Source organism: Aquamicrobium lusatiense, assembly GCF_014201615.1.
GTDB classification, from domain to species: Bacteria; Pseudomonadota; Alphaproteobacteria; order Rhizobiales; family Rhizobiaceae; genus Mesorhizobium; species Mesorhizobium lusatiense.
This window is the reverse complement of the sequence record NZ_JACHEU010000001.1, coordinates 2,082,600-2,095,372: the sequence shown is the minus strand read 5'-3', so window position 1 is coordinate 2,095,372 and position 12,773 is coordinate 2,082,600. Positions and strand designations below refer to the sequence as shown.

The following is a 12,773-nucleotide window of genomic DNA, read 5'->3' as shown; positions in this document are numbered from 1 at the left end:
CGGATCAGCTCTCCATGATTCCGCGCCGTCCCATCAGGCCGCGCGGACGCACGAGCAGGATGATGACTGCGACGAGGTAGATGATGACCTGGTCGATGCCCGGGATGAGCGATTTCACCTCGGTCATCGATGCGAAGGACTGCAAGATGCCAAGCAGGAAGCCGGCGGCCACGGCACCGGGCAGCGAGCCCATGCCACCGACGACGACGACCACGAAGCTCAGCACGAGGAAGTCCATGCCCAGATGATAGTTGGGCGCCAGCAGCGGCGTGTACATGACGCCGGCGACACCGGCGACGACGGCCGCCAGACCGAAGACGATGGTGAAGCGCCGGTCGATATCGATGCCCATCAGCCCGACGGTTTCGCGATCTGCCATGCCGGCGCGCACGACCATGCCGAAGGTGGTGAACTGGAGGAAGGCGAACACCCCGCCGATCACAAGTCCGGAGAACAGCAGGTAGATCAGGCGCCACCAGGGGTAGGTCAGCACATGCGGGGCCATGCCGAACCACACGCCGATGTCGGCCGCGCCACGCAGGTCCGTCGGGATCGGCTGCGGCACCGGATTGGCGCCGAAGAAGCTCTTGACGATCTCCTGCAGCACGATCGCGAGACCGAAAGTCACGAGGATCTGCTCGGCATGGGTGCGCTTGTAGAAATGCTTGATGATGCCGCGTTCCATGGCAATGCCGATGATCAGCATCGTCGGAATGGCCAGCAGGATGGAGATCGGAACCGAATAGTCGACCAGAACCGCGCCGAAATCGCCGAACCAGTTCTGCACCAGCGGCGTGCGCACTTCCACGGGAGCGCCCCAGGGCGAGAGCTTTTCAGGGTCGACCGTCACCGTTTCCAGCGTGATGAGATAACGGAAGGTAACGGCACAGAAGCAGCCAAGCATGAACAGGGCGCCATGGGCGAAATTGACCACGCCGAGCGTGCCGAAAACCAGCGTCAGACCAAGGGCGATCAGCGCATAAGCGCCGCCCTTGTCCAGCCCGTTGAGCAACTGGGCTAAGAACACGTTCATCAGAATATTCCTTCGATGCGAGACGCAACGCAGTTCAGATGTCAGGGAGCGGACGAAAGGGCTTTACCCCGCCTGTCTCACACAGGCGGGGCAGATACCTTCATTCCCGTCAGCACTTGTTGGGTTCGTAAGGTCCCAGTTCCCCGCCGAAGATCGAGGCGTCATAGGTGACGTCCTCGCGCGTCGTCTTGCCGATCACGTTGAGCACATCGAAACGGCTCGACGGATTTTCATTGCCGCGCACCACCAGAACTTCCTTGAAGCACTGGTGATCGCTGTCGCGATAGACGGTGTGGCCATTGCCCATCCCATCGAACTCGAAGCCTTCGAGCGCCTTGATGACTTCAGGCGGATAGAAGGTTCCCGCACGCTCAACGGCATCCGCGTAGAGGATGGTCTGCACGTAGCCTGTGTGGGCCGACTGCGACGGCGGCTCTCCGTAGGCTTCCCCGTAGGACTTGGTGAAGGCCTTGGTGCCTTCATCATCCAGCGACCATTGCCAGTTCGAGGTGCCGATGATGCCCTTCACCGCCTCGCCCGCGCCCACCGCCATCAGTTCGGAGAACATCGGCACGACGATCTCGAAGTTCTTGCCGTTGGCCTGACGGTCGCGCAGGCCGAACTGCACCGCCTGCGGCAGAGAGTTGACCATGTCGTGACCGTAGTGGTTGAGAATGAGCACGTCGGCGCCGGAATTGAGCACCGGCGTCAGATATTGCGAATAGTCGCCTAGGCCAAGCGGGGTGCGCACGGTGGCCACCGTTTCCCAGCCGAGCGCCTCGGTGGCGTTCTTGATCGATTCTTCCTGCGTCCAGCCCCAGGTGTAGTCCGCAGTCAGGTGGTAGGCGCGGCGGTCCTTGCCATACTCCTGAGCCAGGAACGGCGCGATCGCGACACCCGACTGATAGGCATTGAAGAAATGCCGGAATCCGTAACGGCGCTTGTCCTTGCCGGTGGTGTCGTTGGAGTGGGTCAGGCCGGACATGTAGATGACGCCCATTTCCTGACACAGGCTCTGCTGCGCGATCGCCTCGCCGGAGGTGACGGACCCCGTGACCATGATGGCCTTGTCGCGCTCGATCATGCGCCGTGCGCCATCGCGCGCCGCGTCGGTATTGGTCTGGGTGTCGCCGGTCACATATTCGACCTTGCGCCCGAGCACGCCGTTGCCCTTCAGGGCAATGGGCTTCAGCGTCTTCATCAGCCCGCCGTCGCCTTCGCCGTTGATGTGCTTCACCGCAAGCTCATATCCCTTGAGCTGCTCCAGCCCCTCCTCCGCATAGGATCCGGTCTGCGGCACGTTGAAGCCCAGCACGATCTTGCCGTTGGTCGGGTCGTTGCAGAAATTCTGCGCCCAGGCCCCCCTGGTGAATATGTACGGCGTACCGAGCGCGGCAATGCCAGCGCCCGCGCCCTTGATCAGGCTGCGCCTGGTGGGTTTAAAAATAGCCATTTCATCTCCTCCACGCGTCCGAGATTTCGGTTTCGCATCAAGAGACTGTCACAGATTGTTATATTCTCAATAAGTATTTGACATTAAATGCATTTTTTGTCAAAAATCGGATATTAGTAAATTCACTTTTGTAAATAATTTACAATGCCGAAAGTAAGAACACCGATCGGAGCGCGTATCCGGCGAAAGCGTCTGGCGGCAGGCCTGTCGCAGGTTACGCTTGCGCGCATGCTCGGCATCTCGGCCAGCTATCTCAACCTTATCGAGAACAACAAGCGCAGCATTGGCGGAACGCTTCTGCTGCGGATCGGCGAGCGGCTGGGCATCGATCTCGAACATCTTTCCGGTGACAGCGAGGCGCGCAACATAGCCGCCATCGGCGATCTGATGGCCGATTCGCTGATGAGCGGCATCGAGCTTGATGCTGCGGCCATCCGCGACCTTGTCGCCCGCTTTCCCGAGGCCGCAGCCGCGCTCGTGCGCCTACATCGCACCTATGCCGATGCGACGATGGAAATCGAGATGCTTCAGCACCGGCTGAAATCGGATCCGCTGCTTTCAGAGCTTCTGCACGAAATCCTCAATCGCATTGCCGGCATCAAATCCGGCGCCGAGATTCTGGCCGACATTCCCGACCTCACCGAGAATGAACGCAGCCGTTTTGTGGGCAACATCAATGCCGAAGCGCGCGATCTTGTACCCGTCACGCAAAATCTCGTCGCCTATTTCGACCAGACTTCCGCCCGGCAGCGGCCCGTATCACCACTTCGCGAAGTCGATGAAGCGCTGATCACCCACAACAATCATTTTCCGCAGCTTGAAGAGATTGCCGCCGACCTGCGCCGGGATCTGGCCAGCGCTCAGGGCATAGATGAAGACAAGCTGTCAGCGGCGCTCGCCGAAAAGTTCGGGGTAAGCTGCACTATCAGCACGGAAGCGCCTGCCGCCCGATCTCCCGCCGCTGGCGCAGCGTCCCTGCTCTTTCCTCCGACGATGCCCCGACCAGCCCGGATTTTCCGTATGCTGCACGCCTATGCGGCGCGCGCCGCAGCCGGCGTTCTCGAAGAGACGACGAACGGATTTGAGCTTTCCACCGACGAGGCGCGCGAACTCGCATTGCGTGCTATCTCCTCCTATGTCGCGGGGGCGATGATGATGCCGTACGACGAGTTTCTGTCCACGGCGGAGGAATGCCGCTACGATGTGGAGTTGATCAGCACCCTTGCCGGGGTAAGCTTCGAGCAGGCCGCTCACCGTCTGGTTACGCTGCGCCGCAAAGGGCGCGAGGGCCTGCCCTTCGGCTATCTGCGTGCCGATCGTTCGGGACGCCTCACCAAGCGTTTTCCCCTGCCCGGCCTGACCATTCCGGGCTTCGGGCATGGCTGCCTGCTGTGGCCTATCTACGATGCATTCGCGACGAATGACGTGGTGCGGCAGGTCTCCGCGTTTCCCGGAGGCGGACGCTTCCTGCTCATCGCCAGAACCGTGGCCAAGCACGCCACGCGCTTTGGCCAGAAGCCGCTGACCTTCTCCATCATGCTGGCCTGCGACATCGTGCATGCCGATCGCACAGTCTATGGCGACGGGCTCGATCTCGGCGGCATGCCGGTGGAAGTCGGCCCCTCCTGCGTACCCTGCCCCCGGCTTGGCTGCAGCCACCGGCAGGAAATCCCCGTGTGAGGAAAGCGGCCCGGCAGATACGCTCCGCTGATGGCACTTCCTTCATGCATCCAGTGGGGCAGGCGTTGTCTGCGCCTCCTGCCATACCGGAAGTATGATGCGGAAGCAGGCGCCGGGCAGCGTGCCAGTGGTCAGTTCGAGGCGGCCATTCAGTTTGCCGACGATCTTGTGGCTGATGTTCAGGCCCAGCCCCAGACCTTGCGAATCCGGCGTCCCATCTGGCTCGGCCCGCACGAATTTTTCGAATATCTTGGTGTGGAACAGCGGAGGCACGCCGGATCCATTGTCCGAAATCTCGACGCTGTAGACATCATCATCCAGCCGCGAAGAAATATGGACGACCGGTTCCCTGGCATCGTTGTGGGAGATTGCATTGGCGATGATGTTGATGAAAACCTGACTCAGTCGTCCAGCATCTGCAAGAACCACACATGCGCCGGCCCGCGGCCCGCTTTCAATCGTAACCAGCCGCTTTCTGGCAAGCGCCTCGCACACGGCAATCGCCTGATCGAGAATCGCTTCCGCATCGACCGGCACGTTCTCCCAATCCCGTTCGCCCTGCTCCAGCGCGCTCAGATCGAGTATTTCGTCGAGTAGCTTGGTCAGGCGTACGCTTTCATTATGAATGGTGGTGATAAAGCGCGCACGCTGCTGCTGCGTCAGTTCATCGGGCACCATCAGGATTTCGGCGAATGACCTGATCGAGGTCATCGGCGTGCGCACCTCATGGCTGACCTGCGACAGGAACTCATCCTTCTTCTGATGCAGTTCCTTCAGCAGTGCATTGGCTTCCTTGAGTTGCTGAGCGGTCGAGTGAAGCTCCTGCGACTTCACCTCCAGCGCATGCGAATATTCGATCGCCTGTTGGGTCTCATCGGCGATCTGCATCATTTCCTCCAGCGATATGGCATCGCCGGCCACCGCCTTGGTCAGCAGGATATGAGCCGATGCCGAGCCGATGGAGCCGGCAAGCTCCCTTTCGAGACGCGCGATGAAATCCGCTGAAACGCCCTGCTGGGGAGCGGCCTGCCTGTGCGGCACCCCGGCTGAATCAAACAGCGCTCTCGCCCGACTCCACCCCAGAACGCGCTCGGCAACGAAGAACAGTTCGCTGGTGGTGGCAGAGCCACGCAATATGCGCGGCTGGTAGGATGCTGAACGGCGAAACACGTCTACGAAGAGCGAAGCCTGAATGCGCTCCAGCGCGTTCTGGCTGGTTGCCGCCGACACGCACAGAAGGACGGACACATTGGCGAGCATGCTCCAGAACACGGAATGCACGAGCGGGTCGAGCCCTTCCATGCCGAACAGCGCCTGCGGCCGCAGCGCACGAATACTCCAGGGACCTTCGGCGATGAGATCCTTAACCACCGGGCTGAAGGTGACGAAAGACGGCAGGAACAGCGTCCACGCCCAGACGATGAACCCCACCGATATGGCTGCCAGCGCCCCCTTCATGGTGGCGGTGCGCCAGTACAGTGCCGCCATCATGGCGGGAAAGAACTGCGCCACGCCGCCGAAGGAGATCAGCCCGATGGGGGCAAGCGCGTCTGACCCCTGCGTGAGCCAGAAATAGAGAAAGCCCAGCAACAGCATCAGCGCGATGGAGATGCGCCGGCTGCGCAGCAGAAGCCGGGCAATGTCGTGCTCTCCCTTTTCATCACCGGGCGAGGTTCTGCGCAGCGCAAGCGGGACCACGATATGGTTCGAGACCATGATCGAGAGGGCGATGGATGCGACGATGATCATCGATGTCGCGCTGGAAAAACCGCCGATGAAGGCAAAAAGCGCCAGCGCATCGTGGCCCGTCATCATCGGCAAGGTGAGAACGAACATGTCGGGGTTCGATCCCGCCGGCATGGTTGAAAGCCCATAGAGCGCAATTGGCAGGATAAAGACGCTCATCGCCAGCATGTAGCAGGGGAAGGCCCAACTCGCGGTGCGCAGATGATCCTCGTTCGAATTCTCCACCACGGTGATCTGGAACTGGCGTGGCAGGCAGATGACGGCACAGGCCGACAGGAACAGCGCTGCCACCCAGCGGCTGCCAAAAGTGTCCGCTTCGTGGATGCGTACGCCGGCCTCGACCGCGCGGGCATAAATATCGCCGATGCCGTCGCTGACGCCGTAGATCACGAAAATACCGACGGCCAGCAATGCCAGCAGTTTGACCACAGCCTCGAAGGCGATGGCCGCCACCACGCCCGGGTGCTGTTCGCGGGCGTCGACATTACGGGTGCCGAAGAGAATGGTGAACACGGCCATGCCGATGGCGACGCCCAGCGCCAGCGTCACCTCGTCCAGCGTGGCAAGATGATCCGCGCCGGTTCCCTTGGCGACCGACACGGTCTGGATGGAGGTGGTGATCGCCTTGAGCTGCAGGGCGATGTAAGGCGTGATGCTGACCACCGCGATCAGCGTGACCAGCACGGCAAGCCGGCTTGACTTGCCGTAGCGGGACGAGAGAAAATCGGCGATTGAGGTGATGTGCTGGCTGTGCGCGATGCGGATCAGCTTGCGCAGCAAAAACCACCAGCCGACGAAAACCAGCGTCGGCCCCATATAGATGGCCATGAATTCCAGCCCGCTTCGGGCGGCGGTTCCGACCGCGCCATAGAAGGTCCAGCTTGTGCAGTAGACGGATATCGACAGCGTATAGATGGCGGGAGAGCTGAGGAAACCGGCATTGCCGCTCTTGGCGCGGGCATCTGAAATATAGGCCAGCAAAAACAGAAGCCCGACATAGCCGACAGCCGTCAGGATGACGAAGTCCGGCGACAGCATCAGGCATGCCCCGGAGGCTCGGGCGGCACAGCCGGCCCGGTTTCCGGCAGGGATTTGGCAGGTGTCTCCCGAAACTGACGCCCGCGCGACAGCAGCACGGCGCCTGCAATCACCAGAAACCAGACCCCGAACAGATACAGCACCTCAACAGGCACACCGAATGGGCCGATCATGCCTGCAAACAGGTTGAGGAATGGCGGCAGCAACAGAACCACTCCGAAGAAGGGCACAAGAGCCGCGACGTCCTCGCGCTCGGTCCGTTCCTCCCTGGGTGCCGGAGTGCTAGACATGTGCTGCCGGGCGCGGCTGGCTGTCAAGAATGCGCCTTACCGCATCCACGACCTCGCCATTGGCGTAAGGCTTGGTGATGAAACCGTCGGCTTTCAGATCCATGGCTGCCTGCCGGTCATATTGCTGGCCGCGCGCGGTCAGGATCACCACGAAAGTATCGGCGAACAGTTCATTGGCCCGCAAGGTCTTGAGCACTTCCAGCCCGCCGCGCTTGGGCAGCATGATGTCGAGCAGGACCATACGCGGCCTGAAACGGTGTGCAGCCTCAAGCGCGGCCTCGCCATCGCGCGCCACGCCGACGGACCAGCCGCAACGCGTGAGAATGAACTCAAGCGATTCCGATATCGCCGGCTCGTCCTCGACTATAAGAATGTCCGTCATCACAGCAGCCCCTCCCAAGGCTGTGAACGGGCTCGTCTTGCCATCCCGGGATGGCATGCGCCGGAACATTGAACGCCCGGTCTTTTTATTTTCCCCCTATCCCAGTCGAAACCGGCCAGTAAATCAAGTCATCTAAAGTCGTGGTCCAGCGAACATCATCCTTCCCAAGTTTCAGATCACGCCCGGCCTGATTATCACCGGAACTTCCGTCACCGGACGTAAGATCTGCAGGCCTTTGTTTTTCCAAACAATTTTATAAGAACAAGCGTTTCCGCGCTGCTCAAATGACGGCTGGGCATAGTTTTCCGGCTATCGCTGACCCAAAAGAATGAAAAACGCCGCGCGGCCTTTCGGTCGGCGGCGTTTTTCTGGTTTTGATCTCAGTCGCCCCATGCCGGGGTCAGCCCCTCAGGCCAGTGGTCACCCCTTCGGGCATTGCTCAGTTTGCCGGCAGCCGATCAGAACGGAATTTCGTCGTCAAGGTCGCGCGAGCCGCCACCGCCCATTCCGCCGCCACGCGAGCCGCCGAAATCGCCGGAGCCGGACTGGCCGAAATCGGAACCGCGCCCACCGCCACCGCCGCCGCCGGAATAACCGCCGCGATCGTAGCCGACCTGACCGCCGCCTTCACCCTGCCCGCGCGCGTCGAGCATCTGCAATTCACCGCGGAACTTCTGCAGCACGATCTCTGTCGTGTAGCGCTCCTGACCGTTCTGGTCCTGCCACTTGCGGGTCTGGAGCTGGCCCTCGATGTAAACCTTCATGCCCTTTTTCAGGTACTGCTCGGCCACCTTGGCAAGGTTGTCATTGAAGATGACGACGCTGTGCCATTCGGTTTTCTCCTTGCGCTCGCCCGACATCTTGTCGCGCCAGCTTTCAGAGGTGGCAATGCGCAGGTTGACGACCGGATCACCGGAGTTCAGGCGCCTGATTTCCGGATCAGCACCCAGATTGCCAACCAGTATGACCTTATTGACGCTGCCCGCCATGACGCTGTCTCCACGCTCGTCCTAAATTGGAAGTCGCTTACCTTACAGTCTGCCGCGCCGTTTGGCCCGCACGGTCCTGCTGTTTCCCCAAAAGGTTTTTTTTGTTCTCTTTTTGCTCGTTAATTTTCAACCAATGTCAATGCCGATTGGCACTCTGTCACACGTCTCTGTGAACCATAAAGGAAAGCAGCGCTCTGGAAGAGCCATCCACATCCGCTTATATCAGGCTCATGAACCACGTTTTAGCAGCTTTTCTCTGCGCCCTGCCCGTGCTTGTGGCTGCCAGCCCGGCCCTTTCCGGAAGCAGGCAGACACCGGCGACAACGCCCGCTCAGACGAACACCGACCTGCCCGGCGTGGACCGCAGTTTCAGCATCGTAACGCCTTTGCCGCCCGAACCGGACGATACGCCCCGTCCCGGCCAATTCGGTCAGTTCAGGGTCGGGAATTTCGATGTGAAGGTTTCAGGCAAACTCACCTTCGATGTCGGCGTCGGTAACCTGCCTCCAGCCAAACGCTGAATTTCAGCCGAAAAAGCTTTTTCAGGTGCGAGAAAGCAGCAGTCTGCTCCTCATGCCCTCACAAAAAGACAAGCTCCTGACGCTGTCATTGCAGCATCAGGAGCTTTTTATGGGCTTTCCCATAATGCCGGGAGCATTTTACCGGCTTTTCCTCGGATGCTTCGCGGCGTTCAACCGACGATCCGACTAAAGTCTCTGATTTTCGGGGGAACGGCCAGGCTCCGGCTTCACGATGAAAATCTTCACCTGCCAGATGGCTGACCGCGGTTCCGCTCAGGCGCGAAACCAGTTCGAACTGTCAGGTGGGGTCATACCTCGCTCCTTCTGTTCGTTTCCACGCATGATCGAAAGCACTTCATCCGCAGGCGCACCATCCATCCCGCGACTTTTCGCAGATGCCATGCGCCTTCCGGAGATCAGCCCCGTAAGGCGATCGGCTTCCGTTCCTGAAATCTGGCGCTTCTGTTACCCTACGTCAACCGCCCAAAGCGCCATCAGCCAAAATGTGAACTTTGTAACAGCATACCCGCCCTTTATGTCAGGAGGCTGTTCATTTTTTGTTCTTTTCACTTGCCTGCCCCGCTGAAAGGCGCGTAAACCCTCAAACGGAAAGTCGCGGCATCTCTCGAAACCGCGCAGGAACGACCTATATTCGCGGAGGACGGGCAAGCCCGCCATTCCGAAACATCCAGTCGAGGCGGCGGAGCGGCCATGGCCGACCATAAGTTTATTTCCATTCGCGGTGCCCGCGAGCACAATCTCAAGAATGTCGATCTCGACCTGCCCCGCGACTCTCTGGTCGTGATGACCGGCCTGTCGGGCTCGGGCAAGTCATCGCTGGCGTTCGACACCATCTACGCCGAGGGCCAGCGCCGCTATGTGGAAAGCCTGTCGGCCTATGCCCGGCAGTTCCTCGAAATGATGCAGAAGCCGGACGTCGATCAGATCGACGGCCTGTCGCCGGCGATCTCCATCGAGCAGAAGACGACCTCGAAGAACCCGCGCTCCACCGTCGGCACGGTCACCGAGATCTACGACTACATGCGCCTGCTTTTCGCGCGCGTGGGCGTTCCCTATTCGCCGGCCACCGGCCTGCCCATCGAAAGCCAGACCGTTTCGCAGATGGTCGATCGCATTCTGGCACTGGACGAAGGCACCAGGCTTTTTCTCCTTGCCCCCATCGTTCGTGGCCGGAAGGGCGAATACCGCAAGGAGCTTCTGGAACTCCAGAAAAAGGGCTTCCAGCGCGTCAAGGTCGACGGAACTTTCTACGAGATCGCCGACGTTCCGGCGCTGGACAAGAAATACAAGCACGACATCGATGTCGTGGTGGACCGCATCGTCGTGCGGCCCGATCTTGCGACGCGCCTCGCCGACTCCATGGAAACGGCGCTGCGGCTGGCCGATGGACTGGCGGTCGCCGAGCTTGCCGACAAGCCGCTGCCTCCGGAAGAAACCGCCGGTGGTGGCGGCGCTAATAAGTCGGCCAACGACACCCATGAGCGGATCCTGTTTTCCGAGAAATTCGCCTGCCCGGTTTCCGGCTTCACCATCCCGGAGATCGAGCCGCGTCTGTTTTCGTTCAACAATCCCTTCGGCGCATGCCCGACCTGCGACGGGCTGGGCAACCAGCGCGCCATCGATCCCAATCTGGTCGTTCCCGACGACAATGTGACCCTGCGTGACGGCGCCGTCGCCCCGTGGGCGAAATCCAGTTCGCCCTATTATGCGCAGACACTGGAGGCGCTGGGCGCGGCTTACGGATTCAAGCTCGCCGACAAGTTCAGCGCTCTGCCCGAGGAAGGGCGCAACGCCATATTGCATGGCACCGGCAAGCGCGAGATAGCCTTCGATTACAATGACGGCCTGCGCGCCTACAAGACGACCAAGACCTTCGAGGGCGTCATTCCCAATCTGGAACGGCGCTGGAAGGAGACGGAATCGGCGTGGATGCGCGAGGAGATCGAGCGCTACATGTCGGCCACCCCCTGCCCGGCCTGCGGCGGCTATCGCCTCAAGCCCGAAGCACTGGCGGTGAAGATCGCGGGCAAGCATATCGGCGAGGTCACCGAGCTTTCGATCCGCAAGGCCGATCTGTGGTTCAACGAGTTGCCGGGCCTTCTCAACGACAAGCAGAACGAGATCGCGCTGCGCATCCTCAAGGAAATCCGCGAGCGTCTGCGCTTCCTCAACGATGTCGGCCTCGACTATCTGACCCTGTCGCGCAATTCGGGCACGCTTTCGGGCGGCGAAAGCCAGCGCATTCGCCTCGCCAGCCAGATCGGCTCCGGCCTGACCGGCGTTCTCTATGTGCTGGACGAACCCTCCATCGGCCTGCACCAGCGCGACAACACCCGCCTGCTCGACACGCTCAAGCATTTGCGGGACCTCGGCAATACGGTCATCGTCGTCGAGCATGACGAGGATGCGATCCTGCATGCCGACTATGTGGTCGATATCGGCCCCGCCGCCGGCGTGCATGGCGGACGCGTGATCGCGCAGGGAACGCCGCGCGAGATCATGGCCAATCCGAACTCGATCACCGGAAAGTATCTGTCCGGCGAGATGGAGATCGCCACGCCGGCCGAGCGTCGCAAAGGCAAAAAAGGCAAACGCATCAGGGTCGTGGGCGCGCGCGGCAACAATCTGAAGAATGTAACAGCGGAAATTCCACTCGGCACCTTCACTGCCATCACCGGCGTGTCGGGCGGGGGAAAATCCACTTTCCTGATCGAGACGTTGTTCAAGGCCGCCTCGCGCCGCATCATGGGTTCGCGAGAACATCCTGCCGAGCACGACCGCATCGAAGGGCTGGAGTTCCTCGACAAGGTCATCGACATCGACCAGAGCCCGATCGGACGCACGCCGCGCTCCAACCCCGCCACCTATACGGGTGCGTTCACGCCGATCCGCGACTGGTTTTCAGGCCTGCCGGAAGCCAAGGCGCGCGGCTATCAGCCAGGCCGTTTTTCCTTCAACGTCAAAGGCGGCCGCTGCGAGGCGTGTCAGGGCGATGGCGTCATCAAGATCGAGATGCACTTCCTGCCGGACGTTTACGTCACCTGCGACGTCTGCCACGGCAAGCGTTACAACCGCGAGACGCTCGACGTCACCTTCAAGGGTAAATCCATCGCCGACGTTCTCGACATGACGGTGGAGGAAGGTGTCGAATTCTTTTTAGCCGTGCCCGCTGTTCGTGACAAGCTACAGACGCTCAAGGATGTCGGTCTTGGCTATATTCGCATCGGCCAGCAGGCGACCACGCTTTCCGGCGGTGAGGCGCAGCGTATCAAGCTGGCCAAGGAACTGTCGCGTAAGGCCACCGGCAAGACGCTCTACATCCTCGACGAGCCGACCACCGGCCTGCATTTCCATGACGTGGCAAAACTGCTCGAAGTGCTGCAGGAACTGGTCGAACAGGGCAACACGGTTGTCGTCATCGAGCACAATCTGGAGGTCATCAAGACCGCCGACTGGGTTCTCGACCTTGGACCGGAAGGCGGCGATGGCGGCGGCGAACTGGTCGCTTCCGGAACGCCTGAAGACATCGTAACCGAACCGCGCAGCTACACTGGCCAGTTCCTGAAAGAGCTTCTGGAACGGCGGCCGGGCGGAAAGCAGGTCGCTGCGGAGTAGCACGG

Annotated in this window: 9 protein-coding genes; 3 read left to right on the top strand and 6 right to left on the bottom strand. The window is 60.7% G+C overall.

Annotated features, from left to right (window positions below; translation table 11 throughout):
* Positions 1 to 4: 4 nt before the first annotated feature.
* A complete protein-coding gene (locus tag HNR59_RS10025; protein ID WP_183829377.1) occupies positions 5 to 1,033 on the bottom strand; it encodes a branched-chain amino acid ABC transporter permease in 1,029 nt (342 codons plus the stop codon).
* A 109-nt stretch (positions 1,034 to 1,142) separates the two neighbouring features.
* Entirely contained in the window at positions 1,143 to 2,486 is a 1,344-nt protein-coding gene (locus HNR59_RS10020) for a substrate-binding protein (protein ID WP_183829374.1), read from the bottom strand.
* 144 nt (positions 2,487 to 2,630) lie between these two features.
* Between HNR59_RS10020 and HNR59_RS10015 the strand changes: the two genes are divergently transcribed.
* Positions 2,631 to 4,166, top strand: coding sequence for a helix-turn-helix domain-containing protein (locus HNR59_RS10015; protein WP_183829371.1), 1,536 nt, complete (start codon positions 2,631 to 2,633; stop codon positions 4,164 to 4,166).
* Between the two features lie 42 nt (positions 4,167 to 4,208).
* Here the strand turns inward: HNR59_RS10015 and HNR59_RS10010 are convergent, their stop codons facing one another.
* The 4 genes from HNR59_RS10010 to ssb form a co-directional block, all read right to left on the bottom strand.
* A complete protein-coding gene (locus HNR59_RS10010) occupies positions 4,209 to 6,950 on the bottom strand; it encodes a sensor histidine kinase (protein ID WP_183829368.1) in 2,742 nt (913 codons plus the stop codon).
* Positions 6,950 to 7,240 carry a hypothetical protein gene (locus HNR59_RS10005; RefSeq protein WP_183829365.1) on the bottom strand — a complete coding sequence of 97 codons (291 nt, stop codon included), beginning with the start codon at positions 7,238 to 7,240 and terminating at the stop codon, positions 6,950 to 6,952. The genes HNR59_RS10010 and HNR59_RS10005 overlap by 1 nt, the downstream gene beginning before the upstream one ends.
* Positions 7,233 to 7,622, bottom strand: coding sequence for a response regulator transcription factor (locus tag HNR59_RS10000; RefSeq protein WP_183829363.1), 390 nt, complete (start codon positions 7,620 to 7,622; stop codon positions 7,233 to 7,235). The genes HNR59_RS10005 and HNR59_RS10000 overlap by 8 nt, the downstream gene beginning before the upstream one ends.
* A gap of 458 nt (positions 7,623 to 8,080) precedes the next feature.
* Complete coding sequence (gene ssb / locus HNR59_RS09995) at positions 8,081 to 8,611, bottom strand: single-stranded DNA-binding protein (RefSeq protein ID WP_183829360.1); 531 nt, start codon at positions 8,609 to 8,611, stop codon at positions 8,081 to 8,083.
* 230 nt (positions 8,612 to 8,841) lie between these two features.
* On the opposite strand from ssb, the gene HNR59_RS09990 reads away from it, so the two are divergent.
* Complete coding sequence (locus HNR59_RS09990; protein WP_183829357.1) at positions 8,842 to 9,132, top strand: hypothetical protein; 291 nt, start codon at positions 8,842 to 8,844, stop codon at positions 9,130 to 9,132.
* 711 nt (positions 9,133 to 9,843) lie between these two features.
* Positions 9,844 to 12,768 (top strand): excinuclease ABC subunit UvrA, encoded by a 2,925-nt coding sequence (gene uvrA, locus HNR59_RS09985; protein WP_183829354.1) that lies wholly within the window; start codon positions 9,844 to 9,846, stop codon positions 12,766 to 12,768.
* Positions 12,769 to 12,773 lie beyond the last annotated feature (5 nt).

Bases quoted from the DNA above. Each gene is read 5' to 3' on its own strand.
- HNR59_RS10020 (WP_183829374.1), bottom strand. From the start codon at position 2,486: ATGGCTATTTTTAAACCCACCAGGCGCAGCCTGATCAAGGGCGCGGGC.
- HNR59_RS10000 (WP_183829363.1), bottom strand. From the start codon at position 7,622: ATGACGGACATTCTTATAGTCGAGGACGAGCCGGCGATATCGGAATCG.
- HNR59_RS10025 (WP_183829377.1), bottom strand. From the start codon at position 1,033: ATGAACGTGTTCTTAGCCCAGTTGCTCAACGGGCTGGACAAGGGCGGC.
- HNR59_RS10005 (WP_183829365.1), bottom strand. From the start codon at position 7,240: ATGTCTAGCACTCCGGCACCCAGGGAGGAACGGACCGAGCGCGAGGAC.
- ssb (WP_183829360.1), bottom strand. From the start codon at position 8,611: ATGGCGGGCAGCGTCAATAAGGTCATACTGGTTGGCAATCTGGGTGCT.
- HNR59_RS10010 (WP_183829368.1), bottom strand. From the start codon at position 6,950: ATGCTGTCGCCGGACTTCGTCATCCTGACGGCTGTCGGCTATGTCGGG.
- uvrA (WP_183829354.1), top strand. From the start codon at position 9,844: ATGGCCGACCATAAGTTTATTTCCATTCGCGGTGCCCGCGAGCACAAT.
- HNR59_RS09990 (WP_183829357.1), top strand. From the start codon at position 8,842: ATGAACCACGTTTTAGCAGCTTTTCTCTGCGCCCTGCCCGTGCTTGTG.
- HNR59_RS10015 (WP_183829371.1), top strand. From the start codon at position 2,631: ATGCCGAAAGTAAGAACACCGATCGGAGCGCGTATCCGGCGAAAGCGT.